Source organism: Bradyrhizobium sp. 613_E4_N2_2, from assembly GCF_052075995.1.
GTDB lineage: Bacteria > Pseudomonadota > Alphaproteobacteria > Rhizobiales > Xanthobacteraceae > Bradyrhizobium > Bradyrhizobium barranii.
In genome coordinates, this window is the sequence record NZ_CP197234.1 from 6094814 (window position 1) to 6111609 (window position 16796).

At 65.0% G+C, this 16796-nt stretch carries 17 protein-coding genes; 12 read left to right on the forward strand and 5 right to left on the reverse strand.

All coding sequences use genetic code 11. The annotated features are described in order from the left end of the window. Positions 1-2 precede the first annotated feature (2 nt). The 5 genes from AB7290_RS29280 to AB7290_RS29300 all read right to left on the reverse strand — a co-directional run bounded on the left by AB7290_RS29280 (position 3) and on the right by AB7290_RS29300 (position 4459). Positions 3-962, reverse strand: coding sequence for an ABC transporter substrate-binding protein (locus AB7290_RS29280; RefSeq protein WP_085403194.1), 960 nt, complete (start codon positions 960-962; stop codon positions 3-5). Between the two features lie 52 nt (positions 963-1014). Next, complete coding sequence (locus tag AB7290_RS29285) at positions 1015-1743, reverse strand: GntR family transcriptional regulator (protein ID WP_071915391.1); 729 nt, start codon at positions 1741-1743, stop codon at positions 1015-1017. A gap of 69 nt (positions 1744-1812) precedes the next feature. Next, a complete protein-coding gene (locus AB7290_RS29290; RefSeq protein WP_085403193.1) occupies positions 1813-2646 on the reverse strand; it encodes an N-acyl homoserine lactonase family protein in 834 nt (277 codons plus the stop codon). Between the two features lie 21 nt (positions 2647-2667). After that, positions 2668-3054 (reverse strand): carboxymuconolactone decarboxylase family protein, encoded by a 387-nt coding sequence (locus AB7290_RS29295; RefSeq protein ID WP_027575101.1) that lies wholly within the window; start codon positions 3052-3054, stop codon positions 2668-2670. A gap of 28 nt (positions 3055-3082) precedes the next feature. Continuing rightward, on the reverse strand, positions 3083-4459 hold the full coding sequence (locus AB7290_RS29300; protein WP_085403192.1) for an MmgE/PrpD family protein: 1377 nt from the start codon (positions 4457-4459) through the stop codon (positions 3083-3085). A gap of 227 nt (positions 4460-4686) precedes the next feature. Between AB7290_RS29300 and AB7290_RS29305 the strand changes: the two genes are divergently transcribed. The 12 genes from AB7290_RS29305 (at position 4687) to AB7290_RS29360 (ending at position 16793) form a co-directional block, all read left to right on the forward strand. Beyond that, on the forward strand, positions 4687-5580 hold the full coding sequence (locus tag AB7290_RS29305) for an NAD(P)-dependent oxidoreductase (protein WP_085403191.1): 894 nt from the start codon (positions 4687-4689) through the stop codon (positions 5578-5580). Positions 5581-5610: 30 nt separating this feature from the next. Then, positions 5611-7005: an MmgE/PrpD family protein gene (locus tag AB7290_RS29310; protein ID WP_085403190.1), complete on the forward strand. Its 1395-nt coding sequence runs from the start codon at positions 5611-5613 to the stop codon at positions 7003-7005. Positions 7006-7117: 112 nt separating this feature from the next. Next, on the forward strand, positions 7118-8053 hold the full coding sequence (locus AB7290_RS29315) for a branched-chain amino acid ABC transporter permease (RefSeq protein ID WP_028147199.1): 936 nt from the start codon (positions 7118-7120) through the stop codon (positions 8051-8053). A gap of 2 nt (positions 8054-8055) precedes the next feature. After that, positions 8056-9828 (forward strand): branched-chain amino acid ABC transporter ATP-binding protein/permease, encoded by a 1773-nt coding sequence (locus AB7290_RS29320; protein ID WP_201266221.1) that lies wholly within the window; start codon positions 8056-8058, stop codon positions 9826-9828. Next, positions 9815-10522, forward strand: coding sequence for an ABC transporter ATP-binding protein (locus AB7290_RS29325; RefSeq protein ID WP_085403188.1), 708 nt, complete (start codon positions 9815-9817; stop codon positions 10520-10522). Before AB7290_RS29320 ends, AB7290_RS29325 begins: the two co-directional genes overlap by 14 nt. Before the next feature lie 33 nt (positions 10523-10555). Continuing rightward, complete coding sequence (locus AB7290_RS29330; protein ID WP_085403187.1) at positions 10556-11806, forward strand: ABC transporter substrate-binding protein; 1251 nt, start codon at positions 10556-10558, stop codon at positions 11804-11806. Between the two features lie 33 nt (positions 11807-11839). Continuing rightward, positions 11840-13075, forward strand: coding sequence for an ABC transporter substrate-binding protein (locus AB7290_RS29335; protein WP_085403186.1), 1236 nt, complete (start codon positions 11840-11842; stop codon positions 13073-13075). A 53-nt stretch (positions 13076-13128) separates the two neighbouring features. Beyond that, positions 13129-13509 (forward strand): carboxymuconolactone decarboxylase family protein, encoded by a 381-nt coding sequence (locus tag AB7290_RS29340; protein ID WP_014496467.1) that lies wholly within the window; start codon positions 13129-13131, stop codon positions 13507-13509. A 15-nt stretch (positions 13510-13524) separates the two neighbouring features. Further along, complete coding sequence (locus AB7290_RS29345) at positions 13525-14295, forward strand: SDR family oxidoreductase (protein WP_085403185.1); 771 nt, start codon at positions 13525-13527, stop codon at positions 14293-14295. A gap of 19 nt (positions 14296-14314) precedes the next feature. Then, positions 14315-15055: an SDR family oxidoreductase gene (locus tag AB7290_RS29350; RefSeq protein ID WP_085403184.1), complete on the forward strand. Its 741-nt coding sequence runs from the start codon at positions 14315-14317 to the stop codon at positions 15053-15055. 23 nt (positions 15056-15078) lie between these two features. Further along, on the forward strand, positions 15079-15792 hold the full coding sequence (locus tag AB7290_RS29355) for a GntR family transcriptional regulator (RefSeq protein WP_085403183.1): 714 nt from the start codon (positions 15079-15081) through the stop codon (positions 15790-15792). Positions 15793-15818: 26 nt separating this feature from the next. Further along, positions 15819-16793, forward strand: coding sequence for a tripartite tricarboxylate transporter substrate-binding protein (locus AB7290_RS29360; RefSeq protein ID WP_085403182.1), 975 nt, complete (start codon positions 15819-15821; stop codon positions 16791-16793). Positions 16794-16796: the final 3 nt, after the last annotated feature.

Consider the following 16796-nt stretch of genomic DNA (forward strand, 5'->3'; position numbering starts at 1 on the left):
CGTTACGGCTTGGTCGGGACGGGCTTGAACTTGGCCGAGATCACGTCCTCGACCGGCACGATGTCCTTGAGTCCGCCGAGCTTGGCGAGGTCGAGCGAGAGCTGCACGGCCGCATTGACGTCGGCCGCGCCCATGTCGCCGCTGGTCTCGAGCTTCATGATCGTGTTGTCGTACTCAAGGCCCGCGATCTCCGGCGGCATTTCATAGAGCTCAGCGATCAGCTTGACGGTGACGTCGCGGTTGGCGCGCATGAACGCGACCGCACCATAGAGGGCGTTCACCGCCTTCTGCACCATCTGGGGCTTGGCCTCGGCGAATTTGTCGAGCACGATCCAGCCCGCAGTGAGGTTCGGCGGGACCGCGGTCGCGTAATCGAGGATGGGCTTGGCCTCGCCTGACTTCGAGATCTGGAAGCTCAGTGGCGAATAGACCACGGCGGCCTCGACATTGCCGGCAAGCAGGTTCGGCACCAAGCCGCCGCCGCCGACGGGAACGCGCGTAAAATCGATCTTCTTGTCCTGGATGGTCCACAGCGCGAGCAGGTCGGAGCCGGAGCCGGCCGCGGTGATCGCCACCTTCTTGCCGTTGAGGTCCTTGACGTCGAGCGTCGACTTGGTCGGGACCATCAATTGCCAGCCGAAATTGCCCATCGCGGCATTGGCGACGATCCGCGACATGACGCCCTTCTTGCGTCCGGCGGAGACCAGCGACGGCGGATCGAGAATGATGTCGGCCGCGCCCGCAGCCATGCCCTCGAACGTCTCCGCGCCGCTGCGGTAGATCGTGAGCTCAGCCTGGATGCCTTCCTTCTCGAACAGTTTCTGCCGCACCGCCGTCTCGGCGATCGTGGTCGGCCAATAGGTTTTCGTCGGCAGGCCGACGCGGATGGTGTCGGCGGCGCTCGCAGGGCCCACCAGAATAGCGGCGGCGATCAGCGACATCAGCGCGTGATTGATCTTCATTATTGGCTTCCTCCCGGTCTCTGTTTTTTGTGTGCCGGATTTTTCCGGATCGTCAGGTCGTACGGCTCACCTCCGCAATGCGAGAGGCGGCGAGCTCGACGAATTCTTTGGTGGTGCCGAAGTGCTTTGACAAGGCGCGAACTGCCGCATCCGCATCGCGCCTGATCACGGCGGCGACGATCGCCTTGTGTTCGGCTTCGACGTTACGCGGCTTGCCACCGGCCTCTCGGCGGATCGAGAGGCGGCGATATCGCTCGCTCTGCTCGTGCAGCACGTCGCGGAAGCCGAGCAGCCATGGCGAGCCGCACGCGTTGACCAGCGCACGATGGAAGATGCGGTGACGGATCACCCACTCCTCGTAGTGCACGGTCGGATCGTCGGGATAACGATGGGGAACGGCCTTCAAATCCGCCCAGGCGGATTTCACCGATGCGAGCCAGGCCTCATCGCCCCGCTCGATCGAGCGACGGAGCGCAAGCCCCTCGATGTCGATCCGGGTCTGCGTCACGTCGGCAAGATCGGCGAGCGACACCGGGCTCACGCGAAAGCCACGCTGGTCCGACGCCTGCACGAGCCCATCCGCGACAAGTCGCGACAGCGCCTCGCGCACGGCGGCGAGGCTCACGGAAAACTGTTTGGCGAGCCCCGCGATATGCAGCTTCTGGCCCGGCGGCAGCCGCGTCGCCAGGATATCGGCGCGCAGACGTTCGTGCAGCGCCGACGTCAGGCTGCGCGGACCATCCCCGGGGCTTCCGGACAACTGGAACTGAAGCGGACCCATGGTCGGATGATTGCAAGGCGGCGGCCGCCGGTCAACAGAAAATCGAAAATCGATTTTTTCTAGCTTAGGTTACGCTACGCCTTGCCCAACGTCCTGGGAATGCGCGGCCCTGGACGGCGCGACGTCGAGACGAACAGCTACGCCACTCAGATCCGGGCTTGGCGCCGGGTAGAGCTTCATGACGAGCGGATCGTGGCCGGGAACGATGTGGTCCGTGTCCGGCGCTGCGGCTCGCAGCTTGTCGAAGCCCACCAACATGTCACCGACATGAAAGGCCGTCGTGAACGGACGCTCGCTCGTCATGTTCTCGTAGAAATGACTGACGTCGGAGGCGAGCACGACCGGGCCGCGGCGCGTGTTGACGCGGACGAACTGAAGACCGGCGGAATGCCCGCCGGCCGCGTGGACCGTCAGTCCGGGCGCGATCTCGGCGTCGCCGTCGTAGAACAGCACCCGGCGCGCATAGTTCAGCCGCACGATCCCGCAGACGTCCTCGACCTCGAAGGAATGCGACAGCCTCGGATACTGCATATAGCGCCCGGTGGCGTATGCGAGCTCGCGCTCCTGAAGATGAAACCGCGCGTTCGGAAACCGGTCGAAATTGCCGGCGTGATCGTAGTGCAGATGCGTGAGGATCACATCCTTGACGTCGGCCACGTCGACATCGAACGCGGCAAGCGTCTCCACCGGGCAGCGCAGGAATGTTCGCCTGCGCTGCCTTGCGATTTCGGCGTTGAACCCGGTGTCGATGACGAAGGTGCGACCGCCTCCCCTCGCCAGCCACATGAAATAGTCCATCGGCATCGGCCCGTCATGCGGATCGCCGCCGATGAAGTGCTCGCTCCGCTGGGCATCCCGCGTTGCATAGCGGATGGCGAAGAGCTCGTATTCCGGGTCAGCCATGAGAGCTTCCATCAAACGGGCTCAGGACCCCGCATCGACCTCGTTGAAGGCCTCGCGCGCGTTGCGGAAGGCGTCGATGCCGGCGGGCACGCCGCAATAGACCGCGACCTGGAGCAGGATCTCCTTGATCTCCTCCTTGGTCAGCCCGTTCTTCAGGGCGCCCTTGACGTGCAGCTTCAGTTCGTGGGGGCGGTTCAGCGCGCCCAGCATCGCCAGATTGACGATCGAGCGCGTGCGGCGGTCGACGCCGGGCCGCGTCCACAGCGCGCCCCAGCAGAACTCGGTCGACCACTCCGCCATCGTGCGCGTGAACTCGTCGGCACCGGCGATCGACTTGTTGACGTAGTCCTCGCCGAGCACCTCTTTACGAACTTTGAGGCCCTTTTCGAACAGTTCGGTCTTGCTCATGATCGTCCCTTTCCGGTCTTGAGAGATTCTAGTTGGAAATTGTTTGGCGCGACGCCGATGGTGGCCGCAGTGACTGCAGCAGCGTGGCGACGTCGTCCGCCGCATCAAGCCGCCAGACTGCATCGATAACTCGGTCCGCGTCCCAGTCACTTCGACCGGTCCGCACGCCTTCGCGCAGCTTCTCTTCGATCTCGCGGTCTGAAAGCGGCGCAGCCTGGCTGCCGCGCGGCGAAGTCACGGTCTCTGTAAGAATTTCACCAGACGACAGGCGCAAGGTGACGCGCGCAGCGCCATCGGGCATCTGCGCATCAAGCTCCGCCCTCACCTTCTGCCGCAGTCGCGCGATATCGGGCCGGACCACGGTCTCCTGCGCGAACTCGGCCACACCGGCCGCGCCGAGCAACAGTCCGCAAGCCGCGCAATGATGGATGCTGACGCGCGCATCGCGCTCGTTGTTCACGGGGCGATCACCGCGCGCGAGCAGCAGTGCCGAGCCCTGCACTGTCACCGACTCGACCTGGTCAACGCGCCGGCCAATCCGTTCGCGCAACAGCAGGCAGGCGTCGATGACCGAATGGAACACGATGCCGGCGGGATAGGGCTTGTAGGTGTTCTTCGCGATCTCCCAGGTCTTGCCGAGGCCATCGAGCATGCGGGCGAGATCCGGCTCATCCCCCATGGTACGCGCCCAGCCGAGCGGACCTTCGATGGCGCGGGGCGCAGCCTCATAGCCCTGCTGCGCGAGCAGCGCGGCGAACAACCCGTTACGTGCGGCATTGCCGACGCTGACATTCTTGGCGGCGCTTGGCAGATTCTCGACATTGCCGGCCGACTGGCTCGCCGCAAGTCCGATCGCGTTCGTAATCCCTTCCGCTGGCAGCCCCAACAGCTTCGCGCACGCCGTCGCAGCGCCGAAAATCCCGCAGGTCGAAGTGATGTGCCAGCCACGGGCGTAATGGCGCGGCGAGACTGCGTTGCCGATGCGGCACTCCACATCCACGCCAAGGATGAACGCGGTCAGCACCGCGCGCCCCGTCAGCTTGCGCGTCTCTGCCAGCGCCAATATCGGCGCGGCGACCGGCGCGGCCGGATGGATGATCGTTTCAGGGTGCGTGTCGTCGAAGTCGAGCAGATTCGCCGAGATGGCATTGAGAAACGACGCGCACAGCGCGTCCATGGACTCCGAATGGCCGATGATTGTCGATGTCGCGGCGCCGCTGAACGGCGACAGCGTGCGCATCGCGGCCGTGACCACCGGATCGCGTGCGGAGCCGAGCGCGGTCGCAAAGAAATTGAGGATCGATCGCTTCGCCTCAGGGCTCTGCGCCTCCACGTCCGCCCACGACGAGGACGCGACGAAATCGGCGAGCGTCTTGCTCACACTCGGAATTGAAGCTTGCGGCACGCGGGGCGTCTTCCTCGTTTTCCCGGACCATATGACGATCCGCGGCAAACTGTCGACCCCAAATGTTATGCTTGACAGCTTGTCTGACAATCATAACAATCCGGCCCGTTGGCGCGGGATCCCGCTGCCACGACGACGGCGGCCGAGAAGGCCGGCCGGCGAAAGCGTTTGACCAACGAGATCAAGAAGGCGCGCCCGTCACGGGATCGCGCGACAGGGAGTAGACGATGGCGGGAGAGATTCTCGGCGTAATCGGTACGGGCCGCATGGGCGGCCCCATGGCGGGGCGATTGATCGACGCGGGCTATTCGCTCGTCATCTATGACACGCAGGCTGAAGCAACGCAGCCGCTGGTCAAGCGCGGCGCCCAGCTCGGCAAGTCGCCGGCCGATGTCGCCTCGCGCGCCGACATCGTGCTCGCCAGCCTGCCGACGCCCGACATCGTCAAGGCGGTCACGCTCGGACAGGACGGCATCAGCAGCGGCAGCCGCGCCAAGATTGTCATCGATCTCTCGACCTCGGGTCCCGGCGCCGCGAAGATCGTTGCGGAAGGCCTGAAGGCCAAAGGAATGACGCTGGTCGATGCGCCCGTGAGCGGCGGCATCAAGGGCGCCGTCAACGGCACGCTGGCCGTGATGGTGTCCTGTCCGCAGGCGACCTACGAGACCGTGCAGCCGATCCTGAAGAATTTCGGCAAGCTGTTCTACACCGGCGACAAGCCCGGCGTGGCACAGACGGCCAAGCTCGCCAACAATCTGATGGCGGCCGCGGCGCTGGTGATCACGTCCGAAGCGGTCGCGATGGGCGTCAAGGGTGGCGTCAATGCCAAGGTGCTGATCGACATCATCAACGCCAGCAGCGGCCGCAACAGCGCGTCCGAAGACAAATTCCCCCGCGCGGTGCTGCCCGGCACCTTCGATTTCGGCTTCGCCACCGGCCTCTCCTACAAGGACGTCCGGCTCTGCGTCGACGAGGCCGAGGCCATGGGCGTGCCGATGGTCTGCGGCGCAGTGGTGCGGCAGATGCTCGCGATCACCAACGCCAAGTATGGCGCGTCGTCCGACTTCACCTCGATCGCCAAGGTGCTCGAGGAATGGGCCGGGGTCGAGATGCGCGGCTGATCACGCAAGCCTTCAGGGAGAGCGATTGCGATGACGATCGGCCCGACCGGATCAGGCAAGGTCTCGCTCACGCGCCAGATGGCGCGGAGCGTGCTTGCGCTCGATCTCGGCGATTTCGGGCCGGAGGTCGTCGCGAAGGCAAAGCTCTCTCTGCTGGACTTTTTGTCCTGCGCCTTCGAGGCGGGCCAGCATCCCTGGAGCCGTCAGGCGGTCGCGATCGCACAAGCCGGCGGCACTGCAACGATCATCGGGACGTCACAACTCTCCTCGTCGGCCGATGCCGCCTTTGCCAATGCTGTGATGGGGCACGGCCTCGTCCGCGAGGACATGCATGCGGCCAGCATCGCGCACCACGGCGTCGTGATCTGGCCGACGCTGCTCGCGCTGTCGGAACAGACGCCGCTGCACGGAGCCAGGCTGCTCTCGGCCGCCATCATCGGCTATGAGACCGGCGCGCGGATCGGCCGCGCGCTCCTGACCTCCGACCTCGCACGGCTCTATCGCCCGACGGGGCTCGTGGCGCCGCCAGGCGCGGCGCTGGCTGGAAGCTTTGCGCTCGGTCTGTCCGAGGACCAGGCAACCAGCGCCGTCGCGATCGCGGCCAATACGTCCAGCGGGCTGAACGAGTGGCCGCATGCCGGCGGCTCCGACATGTATTTTCATCCCGGCTTTGCGGCCAGCAACGCGATCAAGGCGATCGGTCTTGCGGCAGCCGGCGCTTTCGGCTCGGAAACCATATTAGAGGGTGAAGCCGGCCTGTTCGCCGCCTATCGCCGCCAGGCCGCGCCCGACAGCATCACGCTCTTCCCCGATGGCGAGAGCGAGATCATGGCCGTCTACAACAAGCCGGTCCCGGCCTGCAATTTCGCGCAGACCGCGGCCCAAGCAGCGCTTCGCGTCTCGCACGAGCTCGCCAGCACTGAGGAGATCGACCGCGTCATCATTCGCGCACCCGATGCCGCCGTTCGCTATCCCGGCTGCGACTCCATGGGGCCCTATCGCAACGCGCTCCAGGCCAAGATGAGCATTCCCTTCAGCGTCGCCGCCACGCTGGCGCGGGGCGAGATCGAGGAAGAGAACTATTCCGAACTCGATGATGCCGACATCATTCGCCTGGTCGCGGTCACCGATCTCGGGGCAGATCCAGGCTTCACCGCCGCCTTCCCCGGCAAGCAGGGCGCGGAGGTGACCGTGCATCTGCGCAGCGGCCGGACCATCCGGCACGCTTTGCCCGACGTCATCGCCGCAACGCCTTCAGAGATTCGTGCGCGCTTCCGCGCCGCCGCCATTCGCGCCCTCGGCGAGGACCGCGCGCACCGGCTCGAGCAACTCATCGACGGCTGCGAGCAGCTCGGCAATGCCGGCGACATCGCAGCGCAGTGTCGTCTGGATGCGCCAGAACGAGTTTTACGATCGGCATCATAAGAAATGCCAAACAATACGGGGGAAACATGGTCGACCGGGAGACCAGCCTAGCAGTGCCGACGACGCACAATCGCCAGCAAGCCGGCGCTCGCGCCGCGCGGAGGCGGGGCTGATGGAAGGCTTCTTTCAAGCGCTCGCTGCGGGCCTTTTGATCGGCGCCGTCTATGGCCTGATGTGCGTCGGGCTCGGCCTGATCTTCGGCGTCATGCGCGTCATCAACTTCGCCCATGGCGATTTCATGATGCTCGGCATGTATGCCGCCTTCTATCTCTTCACCGCCGCCGGCATCCAGGCGCTGTTCGGCAACACAGTGGGGCCGTTCGTCGCCATCCTGCTGGCTGGTCCCGTGCTCGCCGTGTTCGGCTATTTCGTCCATCTGGCCCTGATCTCGCGCGTCTCGGGCACGCGCACCGCCTCGCTTGAAGGCGAAGGCCATTACGCCCAGCTCATCCTCACGCTCGGCATCGCGCTGATCCTGCAGAATGGCGGCCTCATCGTTTTCGGATCGGTGCTGGCCTCGATCCGCACGCCGCTGTCGAGCTCGGCCTGGGAGTTCGTTCCCTTCTTCGACATCAGCATCTTCCTCAACAAGGCGCGCAGCATTGACGCGATCGTTTCGCTCGCGATCATGATTCTGCTCTCGCTGTTGATCACACGGACCCGGATCGGCAAGTCGCTCCGCGCCGCCGCCGACAATCCGACCGCCGCGACCTATATGGGCATCGACGTCGACCGTGCGCACCGCACCGCTTTCGCGCTCGGCTGCGGCATCACCGCGATTGCCGGCGGCCTGCTCGCGACCAACTATCCGTTCCACCCCTTCGTCGGCCTCGAATACGTGATCGTCATGTATGCCGGCGTCGTGCTCGGCGGCATGGGCAGCATCATCGGTGCCTTCTGGGGCGGCATGACGATCGGCCTCGTGCAGCAGATGTCGACGCTGATCCTGCCGACGCAGTTGCAGAATGCCGCGATCTTCGCCGTCTTCCTCCTCATCATCTTCTTCCGTCCGCAAGGTTTCTTCGGGCGCATGGTCGAGAGGACGTGACCATGCTCCGGATGCGTTCACTGCTGCCTCCCCTGCTCTTCACGCTCGCTTACGCCGGGATCTCACTCGGCGTCACCAACTCCTACTACCAGCTCATCCTGACGCTGGTGCCGGTGTGGGCGGTGTTCGGCCTGTCCTGGAATCTGCTCAGCGGCTACACCGGGCTGATCTCGTTCGGCCACGCAGCCTTCTTCGGCATCGGCGCCTATGCGACCGCGCTCGGGCAGATCTATTTTGATATCTCCCCCTGGCTGCTAATCCCGGTCGCCGCCATGCTCGGCGGCATTGCCGGGCTTCTGATCGGATTTCCGACCTTCCGCCTCCAGGGCCACTACTTTGCGCTCGCGATGCTCGCCTACCCGCTCGCGATTCTCTACGTGTTCGAGTGGCTCGGCTTCCAGGAGGTGACGCTTCCGATCAAGCGCGACGCGCCGATCGCCTATATGCAGTTCTCTGATCCCCACATCTACACGCTGCTGGGGCTGGCCATCATGCTTGCCACCATCGTGCTGACGCAGGTGATCGAGCGATCCCGCTTCGGCATGGCGCTGCTCGCGATCAAGCAGAACGAGGCTGCGGCAGAAGCGGCCGGAATCAACACGCTGGCTTGGAAGCTGCGCGCGATCACGTTGAGCGGCGCGATCGCCGCCGCCATCGGCGGATTCTATGTGCAGGTGCTGCTGGTCGTAACCCCGCAATCGGTGTTCGGCATGCTGGTGTCGGCGCAGGCGCTCACGGTCGCGATGTTCGGCGGCGTCGGCACGGTCTGGGGGCCGGTCATCGGCTCCGTGATCCTGATCCCACTCGCCGAGATCCTGCACGCAGAGGCCGGTGCACGGATCCCCGGCATTCAGGGCGTCATCTTCGGCCTTGCTATCGTCTGCGTCATCCTGCTCGCGCCGGAAGGCCTGTTCTGGAAACTGCGCGATCTCCTGCGCAAGCGAAATGCATCCAAGGCCACGGCGAGCGACACTCCGGAAACGGCCGTCGCCAACGTCACGGCGCTGAAGCCCGCCGCGCGGCAGCGTGCGGCCACCGGCGAGGTGATGCTCGAGGTTCGCAATCTCTCGCGCTCCTTCGGCGGACTCAAAGCCGTTCAGGACGTCAGTTTCAAGCTGCACAAGAACGAGATCCTCGGCATCATCGGCCCGAACGGCGCCGGCAAGACCACGCTGTTCAACCTCCTCAACGGTTTTCTGAAGCCGAGCGAGGGCGAGGTGCTGATCGACGGCCGCAACATGTCCGGCCAACGGCCGCACGTGATCTGCGAGGCCGGCATCGGCCGCACCTTCCAGGTGATGCGGCCATTCCTGCGCATGTCGATCCTCGACAATGTCGTGGTGGGGGCCTATGTGCGCGCCCGCTCCGATGCGGAGGCACGCAAGCTTGCCGCCGACGCAGTCGCCCGCGTCGGGCTCTCCGCCGTAGCCAACCATGTCGCCGGCGAACTCTCGACCAAGGAGCTGCGGCTGATGGAGCTCGCCCGCGCGATCGCCGGCCAGCCGCGCATTCTGCTGCTCGACGAAACGCTTGCGGGCCTCGGCCACGGCGAAGCGGACGAGGTCGTCGCCGTGATCCAGCAGCTCGCACGCGACGGCATGACCATCGCCATCATCGAGCACACCATGCAGGCGATGGTCCGCCTGGTGGACAGATTCCTCGTGCTCGACCATGGCGCCGTCATCACCGAGGGCCTGCCCGAAGTGGTGACGCGCGACAACCGGGTGATCGAGGCCTATCTCGGCAAGAAGTGGGCGGGCCATGCTGCGAATTGAGGGATTAAGCGCGGGCTATTCGGCCAAGCCCGTCCTGAACGACGTGTCGATCAATGTCGGCGCGGGCCAGTTCGTCGCGATCGTCGGGCCCAACGGCGCCGGCAAGACGACGCTATTCAAGACAATCTCCGGCATCGTGAAGCCGAGCGGCGGGAGAATTACGTTCGACGGCGTCGATCTCCTCGCGGTGCCGCCGCCGCAGCGCGCCCATCTCGGCATCGCCCATGTCCCCGAGGGCCGCCAGGTGTTCCCGTCGCTGACGGTGATGGAGAACCTCGAAATGGGTGCAATGACCGAAAGCGGCCGGCGCGACTGGCAAACCAACATCGAGCGCATCTTCGAATGGCTGCCAGTGCTGAAGGAACGCCGCAACCAGTTCGCTGGCACGATGTCCGGCGGCCAGCAGCAGATGCTAGCGATCGGCCGCGGCCTCGCCTCCTCGCCGAAGCTGTTGATGCTGGACGAGCCCTCGATGGGGCTCGCACCGTCGACCGCGGACTTCATCTTCGAGCGGCTGATCGATATCCGGCGTCAGTCCGGGCTGACCATGCTGCTGGTCGAGCAGCGCGTGGCGGAAGCACTGGAGTCCGCCGACCACGGCTACGTCCTCGAAGCCGGACACGTCGTGCTCGAAGGCAACAACGACACGCTGCGCGCCGATGATCGCGTGCGCAAAGCCTATCTCGGCATGTGACGAACAAAAAACAAAGAGCAGGGAGACAACAAGGTGAACAAGACATCGAAGGGCAGCATATCAAAAGGACTGACGCGCCGGACCGTGCTGTCGGGCGCCGCCGCCGTCGGCCTCGCCGGCGTGGCACGTGCGCAGGCGCCGGCCGAGGTCAAGGTCGGACTGATCGTCCCGCTGTCGGGCATCTACACCCGCCCCGGCCAGGTGATGAAAATGGGCGCCGAGATGGGCATCGAGCACATCAACGCGCAGGGCGGCATCAAGGCGCTCGGCGGCGCCAAGCTGAAGCTGGTGGTGATCGACTGCGGCGACACCACCGAGAAGGCCAAGAACGCGGCGCAGCGCATGGTGGCACAGGAGCCCGATCTGGTCGCCGCCACCGGCTCTTATCTCTCGTCCTTCACCCTCGCCGTCACCGAGGTGACCGAGCGCGCCGAACTTCCGGTGCTGACACTGTCCTATTCGGACCTGCTGACCGACCGCGGCTTCAAATACATCTTCCAGACCGCCGCGACCGCGAGCCGTCAGTCCGAGCTGGGCCTGCCGACGCTGATGAAGCTCGCCGAGAACGCGTCGGGCAAGAAGCCCAAGACCGTGGCGATGCTGATGGACAACACCGCGACATCCGTCGCCACCGCCAAGGCACTCAAGGAAAAGCTGCTCGCACAGGAAGGCCTCCAGCTTGTCGTCGAGGAAGTCTGGACCCCGCCGCTGTCGGATGCCACCCCGCTGATCCAGAAGGTCCGCTCGGCCAAGCCAGACCTGCTGCTGTTCATGCCGAATGCAGTGTCGGACGCCAAGCTCGGGCTGGAGAAGATCAGCGAGTTCGGCCTCGGCCAAGGCAAGATCCCGACGGTGTCCTTCAGCATCACCATCGCCGAACCCGACATGCTCCAGAGCGTGAGCCCGGAGACCGTGCAGGGCATCATGACCATCGTCGCCAACTGGGGCTCGAAGGGCCACGAAGCGCTGATCGCCGAGCTCAAGGCCAAATACAAGGAGCCCTGGATGACGCAGAACGTCATCTCGACCTACGGCGACATGTGGCTGATGAAGGAAGCGCTGGAGAAGGCCGGCAAGGCCGACCGCAACTCGGTCGCGCAGGCGTTCCGCACCATGGATGCCGGCCCGTCGAAATACTATCCGGGCGGCCAGCTCAAATTCGACGAGAAGGGCCGCCGCGTCGGCGCCGGCGTCGTCATCGTGCAATGGCAATCGGGCGTGCCTGTCACCGTCTATCCGCCCGATCTCGCGCAAGCAGAGCCGTTCTGGCCGAAGAAATCCTAAGCGCCGCGCAATTTTTCAGGGAGGAGAATTGTCATGACTGCAAGAAGCAAGTTCACGATCTCGCGGCGAGCGCTATTGGCCGGCGCGTCCGGCACGCTGATCGCATCTCGCGCCTGGGCGCAGCAACCTTCAGAGGTGAAGGTCGGCCTGCTGGTGCCGATCTCCGGTCTCTACGCCCGCCCGGGAACGGTGATGCGTGAGGGCGCCGAGATGGCGGTCGACCACATCAACGCGCAAGGCGGCATCAAGGCGCTCGGCGGCGCCAAGCTGAAGCTGGTCGTGCTCGATTCCGGCGACACCACGGAGAAGGCCAAGAACGCCGCCCAGCGCATGGTCGCCCAGGAGACCGATCTGGTCGCGGCCAGCGGCGCCTATCTGTCCTCGTTCACGCTCGCGGTGACCGAAGTCACCGAGCGCGCCAGCCTGCCCGTCCTCACCCTCTCCTATTCCGACCTGATCACCGATCGCGGCTTCAAATACGTGTTCCAGACCGCGGCCACTGCAGGTTCGCAGGCACGGCAAGCGTTGCCCCAGATCATCAAGCTGGCGGAGACGGCCTCCGGCAAGCGGCCGAAGACTGTCGCGATCCTGACCGACAACACGGGGGCCTCGATCGCCTCCGCAAAGGCGATGCGCGAGGGCCTGCTGGCGGAGAATCAGTTGCAGCTGATCGTGGACGAGACGTTCACGCCGCCGCTGGCGGATGCGACCTCGCTGGTGCAGAAGATCCGCTCGGCGAAACCCGATCTGCTCTTCTTCCTGCCGACGGTGATCTCGGACGCGAAGCTGCTGCTCGAGAAGATGAACGAGTTCGGCCTTGGCCAGGGCAAGGTGCCGACGATCTCGTTTGGCATCGCGATCGCCGAGCCGGACATGCTGCAAACCGTCAGCCCCGAACTGCTCCAGGGCGTGCTGACCTGCGTCGCAAGCTGGGGCGCCAAGGGCCACGAAGCGCTGATCGCCGAGTTGAAGACCCGCTACAAGGAGCCGTGGATGACGCAGAACGCGATCTCCACCTATGGCGACATGTGGGTGATCAAGGACGCGCTCGAGAAGGCCGGCAAGGCCGACCGCGTTGCCGTCGGCGAGGCGCTGCGCACCATGGATGCCGGCCCCTCGAAATACTATCCGCTGGGCGAGATCAAGTTCGACGAGAAGGGCCGCCGCGTCGGCGCCGGCATGACCATCGTGCAGTGGCAGTCCGGCGTGCCGGTGACGGTGTTCCCGCCCCAGCTCGCGCTGGCGCAGCCGTTCTGGCCCAAAAACTGAACTGAGAACTGACCTGAGAACTGACAACGCCCGAAAGAGAAACGGAGAACAACATGGACAAGGCGACTTACGACCGCGGGCTCGAAATCCGCAAGAGCGTGCTCGGCAACGAGTTCGTGGACAAGGCGATCGCATCCGCGGACGAGTTCAACCGTCCGATGCAGGACCTCACCACGGAGTATTGCTGGGGCTACGTCTGGGGCCGCGACGGCCTCACGCGCAAGACGCGCAGCTTCCTCAATCTGGCGATGCTCTGCGCGCTCAACCGCCCACACGAGCTGAAAACCCATGTCCGCGGCGCGCTCGCCAACGGCGCCACCAAGGAGGAGATCCGCGAGGTGTTCATGCAGGTCGCGATCTATTGCGGCGTTCCGGCCGGCGTGGATGCGTTCCGGAACGCGAAGGAAGTCTTCGCCGAGCTCGACAAGAAATAACGGAGCGTGACGACGATGAAGGGCAAATGGGCACTCGTGACCGGTGCGACCGCGGGCCTTGGCCTCGCGGTCGCGGAAGGCCTTGCCGGCGCGGGCGCCAACATCGTCCTTCATGATCTCGTCGCGCCGAAGCAGGCCGCGGATGACCTCCGCGCCCGCTTCGGCGTCGAGGTCGTCGCGGCCGGCGCCGATCTCGCCCAGCGCGAGGCGATCGAGGCCATGATGGCCGATCTGCTCGACTGCTGCGGCGCCATCGACATCCTCGTCAACAACGCTGTGATCAGGCATTTCTCCGCCATCGAGCAATTTCCGCCCGATTGCTGGGAGCAGGCGCTGGCGGTCAACCTGTCGGCGCCGTTCCATTTGATCCGCCTGGCGCTGCCGGCGATGAAGCAGCGCGGCTGGGGCCGGATCATCAACATGGGCTCGATCTATTCGAGCCGCGCGGTCGAGGATCGCATCGACTACGTCACCACCAAGACTGCGATCCTCGGTATCACCCGTGCGGTGGCGATCGAGACGGCGCGGAGCGGCATCACCTGCAACACGCTGTGCCCGGGCACGCTGCCAACGCCCGCGATCCTGAACAAGATCGCAACGATCGCGTCGAACAGCGGCCGTCCGGTCGACGACGTGACCAAGGAATATCTCGGCGAGCGCCAGCCGACGCAGCGTTTCGTCGAAATGAATGCGGTCGCCGCCATGGTCGTCTTTCTCTGTGGGCCCGCGGCAAACGATATCACCGGCGCCAGCCTGCCGATCGACGGCGGCTGGTCGGTCGCATGAAAGCATTGGGAGTGTTACGATGACTGAACAATCGAGCCAGAGCGTCGTGCTGACGGGCGCCGCCGGCGGCATGGGACGCGCCATCACCAAGGCCTTGCTGGAAAGCGGCCGCCGCGTCGTGCTGGTCGATCGCGACGCCAAGGCGCTTGAGGAACTCGCGTCCACGGCGGGCAACGCGGTGTTTCCGATCCAGCTCGACATTAGCAATGGGCAGGCCGTAGATCGCCTGCCGGACGCCATTCCCGCGCAGTTCAAGCCGGTCGACGTCCTCATCAACAACGCCGGACACGATATCGGCGGGCGGACGCGGTTCGATGCCGGCTCCGCCGACGACTGGTCCAACATCATCCAGACCAATCTGATCGGCCTGATGCGCGTCACCCGCGCGATCCTGCCCGACATGGTCAGGCGCAACGCCGGCCATGTCGTCAACATCAGCTCCATCAACGCGGTCCGGATCGTCCCCGATATGGCCGCCTACAGCACCAGCAAGGCGGGCGTCCACATGTTCACCGAGACGCTGCGGGGCGAGCTGGCGGAAACCGCGATCCGGGTCACCGAACTCCAGCCAGGCCTGACCCGGACCAACATCATCCTGACCCGCTACCGCGGCGACAGGCAGAAGGAAAAGGACTATTTCGACCAGTTCAGGATGGCGCTCGAGCCTGCCGATATTGCCCGTTCGATCGTCTTCGCCCTGGACCAGCCCGCGCACGTTCAAATTGCCGAAATGATGATTCTGCCTGTAAACCGGTACTGACTTTTCCCAACCAGGGTCCGGACATGGAAAGACGTAGCGAATTGCAGTCGACACTCCGCATCGAGGACGTCCCGACCGTCCGGGCGATGGTCGCGCAAAAGCTGCGCGAGGCGATCATGTCCGGAACACTCAAACCGGGCCAGCGCCTGGTCGAGCGCGAGCTCTGCGAGATGATGGGCGTCAGCCGGCCTTCGATCCGCGAAGCCCTGCGAGCCCTCGAAGCCGACGGCCTCGTCAACATCGTCCCCCACCGCGGCCCCGTGGTCTCCACGATCAGCCTCGAAGAAGCCCGGCAGCTCTACGCGGCCCGCGCGGTGCTCGAAGGTTTCGCCGGCCGCGAATGCGCCAGACTCCACGATCCGGAAGTGGCTCGACGGATCGGGGAAGCCCTGGCCCGGCTGAAGGCGGCCGCAGCCAAGCAGGACCTCGTCGGGAGCCTCGAAGCCAAGACCGACTTCTACGCCGCGCTGATCGGCGGCTGCCGCAACGCCTTCATCGAGCGCATGCTCAAGCCGCTGCACGACCGGATCCAACTGTTGCGGATCACGTCGATGTCGCAGCCGAAACGGATCAACAAGAGCCTGCGCGAGGTCACCGCGATCTGGCGTGCGATCCAGAACGGCGATCCGGATCTCGCCGAGCGCTGCTGCGTCGATCACATCAATGCGGCTGCGGTGGCCGCGCTCGACATGATTGAACGAAACGCCGCCAAGGAGGCGGCGCCTTCCGACGACTAGAAAAACAAGAATTCAGGGAGTGTTCGATGTTGTCTCTGGTACGATCGCTGATCCTGTGTCTCCTGCTCTTGCCCTGTGGCGCGGCAATCGCAGACGACTACCCCACCCGCCCGGTCACGATGATCGTGCCGTTCTCCGCCGGCGGCCCCGGCGACGTCATCGCGCGAATTCTCGGCAACGCCATGAGCGCGACGCTGAAGCAGTCCATCGTCATCGAGAATGTCGTCGGTGCCGGCGGCACACTCGGCACCAACCGCGTCGCCAAGGCCGCGCCTGATGGCTACACGCTGCTCCTGATGCATGTCGGCCAGGCCACCGCGCCCGCGCTCTATGCCAAGCTGCCGTTCGATCCCGTCGGCGACTTCGCCATGATCGGGCTCGTCACTGATGTCCCGATGATCCTGGTGGCCCGGCCGAATTTCCCGGCCAAGGATCTCGGCGAGATGATCGCCCGCATCCGCAGCGAGGGCGACAAGATGACTTTCGGCAATGTCGGTCTCGGCTCAGCCTCGCAGCTCTGCGGCCTGATGTTCATGAGCACCACCGATACGAAACTCTCGCAGATCTACTACAAGGGCGGCGGGCCCGCGCTGAACGATGTCATAGCCGGCCATATCGACGTCTATTGCGATCCCGCGACGGGACCGACGCCCTATATCCAGTCGAACACGATCAAGGGCTACGCGATCACCAGCAAGACGCGCGTCGCGACACTGCCTGGCGTGCCGACCTCGGCCGAGGCCGGCGTTCCCGAATTCGATGTGACGACCTGGTATGGCCTCTACGCGCCGCGCGGCACGCCGAAGCCCGTGGTCGACCAGCTCGTCGGCGCACTCCAGACGGCGCTCAAGGACCCTGCGTTGATCAGCCGCTTTGCCGAGCTCAGCATGGCTCCGGTTGAAGCCGAGCGCGCGACGCCGGCTGCGCTCGAAGCCTTCCTGAAGGCGGAGATCGCCAAATGGGGGCGGATCATCAAGGCAGCCGGAATCGAGCCGCAGTAGGCC

Bases quoted from the DNA above. Each gene is read 5' to 3' on its own strand.
- AB7290_RS29350 (WP_085403184.1), top strand. From the start codon at position 14,315: ATGACTGAACAATCGAGCCAGAGCGTCGTGCTGACGGGCGCCGCCGGC.
- AB7290_RS29320 (WP_201266221.1), top strand. From the start codon at position 8,056: ATGCTCCGGATGCGTTCACTGCTGCCTCCCCTGCTCTTCACGCTCGCT.
- AB7290_RS29290 (WP_085403193.1), bottom strand. From the start codon at position 2,646: ATGGCTGACCCGGAATACGAGCTCTTCGCCATCCGCTATGCAACGCGG.
- AB7290_RS29280 (WP_085403194.1), bottom strand. From the start codon at position 962: ATGAAGATCAATCACGCGCTGATGTCGCTGATCGCCGCCGCTATTCTG.
- AB7290_RS29310 (WP_085403190.1), top strand. From the start codon at position 5,611: ATGACGATCGGCCCGACCGGATCAGGCAAGGTCTCGCTCACGCGCCAG.
- AB7290_RS29315 (WP_028147199.1), top strand. From the start codon at position 7,118: ATGGAAGGCTTCTTTCAAGCGCTCGCTGCGGGCCTTTTGATCGGCGCC.
- AB7290_RS29355 (WP_085403183.1), top strand. From the start codon at position 15,079: ATGGAAAGACGTAGCGAATTGCAGTCGACACTCCGCATCGAGGACGTC.
- AB7290_RS29360 (WP_085403182.1), top strand. From the start codon at position 15,819: ATGTTGTCTCTGGTACGATCGCTGATCCTGTGTCTCCTGCTCTTGCCC.
- AB7290_RS29285 (WP_071915391.1), bottom strand. From the start codon at position 1,743: ATGGGTCCGCTTCAGTTCCAGTTGTCCGGAAGCCCCGGGGATGGTCCG.
- AB7290_RS29340 (WP_014496467.1), top strand. From the start codon at position 13,129: ATGGACAAGGCGACTTACGACCGCGGGCTCGAAATCCGCAAGAGCGTG.
- AB7290_RS29295 (WP_027575101.1), bottom strand. From the start codon at position 3,054: ATGAGCAAGACCGAACTGTTCGAAAAGGGCCTCAAAGTTCGTAAAGAG.
- AB7290_RS29325 (WP_085403188.1), top strand. From the start codon at position 9,815: ATGCTGCGAATTGAGGGATTAAGCGCGGGCTATTCGGCCAAGCCCGTC.
- AB7290_RS29335 (WP_085403186.1), top strand. From the start codon at position 11,840: ATGACTGCAAGAAGCAAGTTCACGATCTCGCGGCGAGCGCTATTGGCC.
- AB7290_RS29305 (WP_085403191.1), top strand. From the start codon at position 4,687: ATGGCGGGAGAGATTCTCGGCGTAATCGGTACGGGCCGCATGGGCGGC.
- AB7290_RS29345 (WP_085403185.1), top strand. From the start codon at position 13,525: ATGAAGGGCAAATGGGCACTCGTGACCGGTGCGACCGCGGGCCTTGGC.